We start from the raw sequence: 5016 nt of genomic DNA on the forward strand, positions 1-5016 counted from the left end.
GTCGTCGGCTGGTACGAACGTCGCGGCTACCGGCGCGTCCGCGCGCACGAGCACCGCTGGACCAGCGTCGACCCGCGGACCCGCCAGGTCACCGCGTCGGGGACCGCGGCGACGTGGGTGCTGCGCCGGCCGCTCGACGGGCACGACGCCGACACCCGTCCCGGCACGGGCACCGGCACCGGCACCGGGACCGACGCCGGCAGCGGCACCGAGGAGGCCTCGTGACGTCCGCGCTGGAGCGGTACGACGCCCTCCCGCCCGTCGCCACGACCGACCTGCGCGGCACGTGGCGCGGTGCGGGGATCCCCACCGGCCACCCGCTCGACGGCGTGCTCGAGCACCTCGGCTGGTTCGGCAAGAGGTTCGACGACGACGACACCGCGCACCCGCTGCTGTTCCGGTCGGGCCATGGCGTCGTGCGCGTCCACCCGGGCCTGGTCCCGTTCGGGCTCGTGCTGCGCGTCGCCCCGCTCCTGCGGACCGCGCCCGCCGCTGCGGCGTTCGCGCTCGTGCGGCCGTTCGTCACGACGCGTCGCCCCCGCGCCCGGCTGCGCGACGTCCGGTACCGCGGGGTCGTCTCGGCCGCGATGGTCTACGACGACCTGCCGATCGTCGACGCGTTCCGCGCCGACGACGACGGCTCCCTGGTCGGTGCGATGGACGCGCGCGGCAGGGCCGAGCCCTACCTGTTCCGGCTGCGCCGCGTCCCCCGACCGGCCCGCTGACGCGCCGACAGGGACGACCGCTGCCGACGCATCGACGCCCCACCGCAGGGCGCGTCGATCGCCCGGCTCGGGTCGGCCGCGGGAGACGCCGGACCGACCCGCCTGGGGACGGCGCGGACGGAGGTGGGCGTCGTGCGGCTACGGTCCCGTCCCGTGCAGCGACTCAACCCGCCCCCGAACTGGCCCGCCCCGCCCGCCGGCTGGACGCCTCCGCCCGGCTGGCAGCCCGACCCCGCATGGGGACCGCCGCCCGAGGGCTGGGACCTGTGGGTGCCCGACGACGACGCACGCCGTGGCCGGCAGGCCGCGTTCGGCCCCGTGGGGATCGTGGCGGGCGCGCTCGTCGTCGTCCTGGTGCTCGCGCAGGCCGCGCTCGGGATCTTCTCCGCGCAGGCCGTCGGCAGCGCGGTCGGGTCGGCCGTCCTGCCGTGGCTGATCGTGTCGCTCTCGGTCCGCTACTCCCGGCGCGAGTGGCCGTGGTGGGCGATCGTCCTCGTGTTCTTCGCCGTCTGGGTGGTGCTGCGGCTGGTCAGCGCCGCGGGCCAGGCCGCCGGCGGCGCCTGACGACGCGACCGCCCGCCCGGCACGTGCGCCGGGTGGGCGGTCGTCGAGAGGGACGCGGAGGTCGCGGTGCCGGGGTCGACGTGACCGCCGTCGGACGACGGGACCGCGCCCGCCGGCTCGACCTCGCTCAGAACGTGAGCAGCACCTTCGTCGCACGGCGCTCGTCCATCGCCTGGTAGCCCTCGGCCGCCTTCTCGATCGGCAGGGTGAGGTCGAAGACCAGGCCCGGGTCGATCTCGCGGTCCCAGACGAGCCGGATCAGCTCGGGCAGGAACCGGCGCACGGGCGCGGGGCCGCCGTGCAGGTGCACGCCGGAGAAGAACAGCTCCTCGCCGGGCAGCGCGACGTCGTGCGAGACGCCGACGTACCCGACGTGGCCGCCGGCCCGGGTCGAGCGGATCGCCTGCATCATCGACTCCTGCGTGCCGACGGCCTCGATCGTGCTGTGCGCGCCGAGCCCGTCGGTGAGCTCCTTGACCCGCGCGACGCCCGCGTCGCCGCGCTCCTCGACGATGTCGGTCGCACCGAACCGGCGGGCGAGGTCCTGCCGGTCCGCGTGCCGGGACATCGCGATGATCCGCTCCGCACCGAGCTGCTTCGCGGCGAGCACGCCGAGCAGTCCGACGGCCCCGTCGCCGACGACAGCCACGGTCTTGCCCGGGCCGACCTCGGCGGCGACGGCCGCGAACCAGCCCGTGCCGAGCACGTCGGACGCCGCGAGCAACGACGGGATCAGGTCGGGGTCAGGCGTGCCGGGGGTGGCGACGAGGGTGCCGTCGGCCAGCGGGACGCGGACGTACTCGGCCTGCGCCCCGGGGAGCGCGCCGGGCTGCCGGTGCACGCAGTGGGTCTGGTAGCCGGCCTGGCAGATCGCGCACGTGTTGTCGGAGGCGAAGAACGTGCCGACGACGAAGTCGCCGACCTTCACCTCCGACACGGCGGAGCCGACCTCCTCGACGACGCCCACGTACTCATGACCCATCGGCTGGTGGTCGACGTCGTCGGCCCCGCGGTAGGGCCACAGGTCGGAGCCGCAGATGCAGGTCGCGGCGAGCCGGAGGATCGCGTCGGTCGGCTCGACGATCGTCGGCCGCTCGGTCTCGTCGACCCGGACGTCGCCCGGGGCGTACATGACGACTGCACGCATGGTGGTGGTGCCTCTCTGTCGGGGATGCCTCCAGCGAACCCGACGGGCGCCGACGCGAGGAGTCCCTGACGAGGGGTGTACCGGCGGTGCACCCCACGACGTGGCCTGTCTCGCGGGCGCGCACCGGCCTACCGTCGGGAGCATGGACAACCGGTCGGACGTGCGCGAGTTCCTCATGTCGCGGCGCGCGAAGGTCAGCCCGGACGCGGCGGGCGTCGTCGGCGGCGCGAACCGTCGTGTCCCGGGCCTGCGGCGCAGCGAGGTCGCATCCCTGGCCGGGGTCAGCGTCGAGTACTACGCGAAGCTCGAGCGCGGCGCGATCGGCGGTGCGTCGGCGTCGGTGCTCGACGCGGTCGCGCGGGCGCTCATGCTCGACGACGCCGAGCGGGCGCACCTGTTCGACCTGGCCCGCGCCGCTGACGGCATCCCGTCGTCCGGCCGCGTCCGTCGGCGCGCCGCGCGCTCGACGACGCCCCGGCCGAGCCTGCAGTGGGCGCTCGCCGCGATCACCGACGGCGTCGCGTTCGTCCGCGACCAGCGGCAGGACCTGCTCGCGACCAACGGGCTCGGCCGCGCGTTCTACTCGCCCGTGATCGGCGACGGCGGCCGCACGCCGAACCTGGCGCGGTTCCAGTTCCTCGACCCGGCGGCGCGCGACTTCTACCCGGACTGGGACCTGTTCGCGGAGATGTGCGTCGCGATCATGCGCGCGGAGGCCGGGCGCGACCCGCACGACAAGGGTCTGCAGGACCTCGTCGGTGAGCTGTCGACGCGCAGCGAGACGTTCCGGCGGCTGTGGGGCGCGCACGACGTGCGGACGCACGGCGCGGGCACCAAGCGGTTCCACCACCCGGTCGTCGGCGAGCTCGTGCTCGCGTACGAGGAGCTCGCGATCACCGCCGAGCCGGGCCAGGTCCTCATGGTCTACACCGCGGAGCCGGGCTCGCCGTCGGCCGAGCGGCTGCGCCTGCTCGCGTCGTGGTCGGCCGACGCCGTCCACGCGGTGACGCCCCCGTCGGCCTGAGGGTGCGGCCCGACACGGGCCCGCCCGCGTCGTCGTCTCGGGCCTCCACGAGCGCCTGACGATCCGCGACTCGCGGGCCGCCCTCGCAACCGATGGTTGCGCGACTCACGCCGGCGGGTCTACCGTGATACGCAACCAATCGTTGCGAACAACGGGAGAAACCATGGAGTTCGGCAGCATCGAGCGCGAGATCCACGTCGACGCGGCGCCGGAGGTCGTCTTCGAGGTGCTCTGCAGCCCGGAGCACATCCGGGACTGGTGGAACGGCGCGGAGACCGACCTGTCGGCCAGCCCGGGCACCGGGACGCACGTCGCCTGGGGGCGCGGCACCGCCGACGAGCACGTCGAACCGCTGACCGTCGTCGCCGCCGACCTGCCGCGGCTCTTCTCGTTCCGCTGGGTCCCCGACGACGCCGAGGACCCGGTCGCCGCCGCGCTCCTCGTGACCTTCGAGCTCGTGCCCGCCGGCTCCGGGACGCTGCTGCGGCTCACCGAGACCGGCTTCCGCGAGAAGGGCTGGGAGGCCGCCGTCATGGAGGCCGCGTACGCCGACCACGTCAACGGCTGGGACGTCTTCGTGCCGGCCATCGCGGCGCACGCCGAACGGCTGGTCGCGTCGCGATGAGCACCGCCGTCGACGACGACCTCTGGTCGGCGGTCGGGGACCCGACGCGTCGCCGGATGATCGACCTCCTGCTGACCGACGGACCGGGCACCGCGACGTCGCTCAGCGAGCGCCTGCCCGTGACGCGGCAGGCCGTCGCCAAGCACCTCGTCGTGCTCGACCGCGTCGGGCTCGTGCACGTCACGCCCGCCGGCCGCGAGCGGCGCTACGAGGTCGACGAGGCCCAGCTCGCCCGCGCGGTCGCCCAGCTCGCCGACGTCGGCCAGGCGTGGGACGCCCGGCTCCAGCGCATCAAGCGGATCGCCGAGGCGATCGCACGCAGCCAGAAGAAGTGACCGGTACCCCGAGGAGAACCGGCACCGAGAAGAGAACCAGCACCGAGGAGAAGGAAGGGTTCGAGATGGTGGACATCATCCACAGGGTCGGCATGCGGTCGGCGGCCCTCGACGACGTGTACGCGGCGCTCACCACGGTCGAGGGGCTGGCGGGCTGGTGGACGACCGACACGACCGGCGACCCGGACGTCGGCGGCCTGCTGGCGTTCCGGTTCCCGCAGGGCGGCTTCGACATGGTCGTGCTCGAGCAGGAGCCCGGCCGGAAGGTCGTCTGGGAGGTCGTCGACGGCCCGGAGGAGTGGATCGGGACGACCGTCCGCTGGGAGCTGCGGCAGGACGGCGAGTACGTCATCGTCCTGTTCGCGCACGAGGGCTGGCGCGAGCCCGTCGAGTTCATGTCGCACTGCAGCACCAAGTGGGCCACGTTCCTGGTGAGCCTCAAGCAGCTCGTCGAGACCGGTGCGGGAGCCCCGGCGCGTCGACGTGCGCGTAGTGGCGCTTCTCCGTCTGGTACTCGACGTGCGCGATGTTGATCGTGATACCGCGCTGCTTCTCCTCCGGCGCCTTGTCGATCTCGTCGAACGGCGTGAAGGGGT

General features: G+C 74.3%; 7 protein-coding genes and 2 pseudogenes. 7 read left to right on the forward strand and 2 right to left on the reverse strand.

Annotated elements, in window-relative coordinates:
• From HGA02_RS09830 to HGA02_RS09840, 3 genes are all read left to right on the forward strand, one after another.
• Positions 1-225 (forward strand): hypothetical protein (locus HGA02_RS09830; RefSeq protein ID WP_210728397.1); only part of this gene is annotated, 225 nt, incomplete at its 5' end.
• Positions 222-725: a GXWXG domain-containing protein gene (locus HGA02_RS09835; protein ID WP_168678852.1), complete on the forward strand. Its 504-nt coding sequence runs from the start codon at positions 222-224 to the stop codon at positions 723-725. The genes HGA02_RS09830 and HGA02_RS09835, both read left to right, overlap by 4 nt.
• Before the next feature lie 153 nt (positions 726-878).
• Entirely contained in the window at positions 879-1289 is a 411-nt protein-coding gene (locus HGA02_RS09840; protein WP_168678851.1) for a hypothetical protein, read from the forward strand.
• A gap of 127 nt (positions 1290-1416) precedes the next feature.
• Here HGA02_RS09840 and HGA02_RS09845 read toward each other — a convergent pair whose 3' ends face one another.
• Positions 1417-2436: a zinc-dependent alcohol dehydrogenase family protein gene (locus HGA02_RS09845; protein WP_168678853.1), complete on the reverse strand. Its 1020-nt coding sequence runs from the start codon at positions 2434-2436 to the stop codon at positions 1417-1419.
• 142 nt (positions 2437-2578) lie between these two features.
• Here HGA02_RS09845 and HGA02_RS09850 point away from each other — a divergent pair, with 142 nt between their 5' ends.
• The 4 genes and pseudogenes from HGA02_RS09850 to HGA02_RS20905 form a co-directional block, all read left to right on the forward strand.
• Positions 2579-3460: a helix-turn-helix transcriptional regulator gene (locus HGA02_RS09850; protein ID WP_168678854.1), complete on the forward strand. Its 882-nt coding sequence runs from the start codon at positions 2579-2581 to the stop codon at positions 3458-3460.
• A 163-nt stretch (positions 3461-3623) separates the two neighbouring features.
• Positions 3624-4085 (forward strand): SRPBCC domain-containing protein, encoded by a 462-nt coding sequence (locus HGA02_RS09855; protein WP_168678855.1) that lies wholly within the window; start codon positions 3624-3626, stop codon positions 4083-4085.
• On the forward strand, positions 4082-4420 hold the full coding sequence (locus HGA02_RS09860) for an ArsR/SmtB family transcription factor (RefSeq protein ID WP_124341726.1): 339 nt from the start codon (positions 4082-4084) through the stop codon (positions 4418-4420). The genes HGA02_RS09855 and HGA02_RS09860 overlap by 4 nt, the downstream gene beginning before the upstream one ends.
• Before the next feature lie 92 nt (positions 4421-4512).
• Positions 4513-4863, forward strand: a pseudogene (locus HGA02_RS20905) (SRPBCC family protein); the annotation flags it as partial.
• Positions 4864-4888: 25 nt separating this feature from the next.
• Here HGA02_RS20905 and HGA02_RS20910 read toward each other — a convergent pair.
• Positions 4889-5016, reverse strand: a pseudogene (locus HGA02_RS20910) (GTP-binding protein); the annotation flags it as partial.

Source organism: Cellulomonas septica, assembly GCF_012396155.1.
GTDB lineage: Bacteria > Actinomycetota > Actinomycetes > Actinomycetales > Cellulomonadaceae > Cellulomonas > Cellulomonas septica.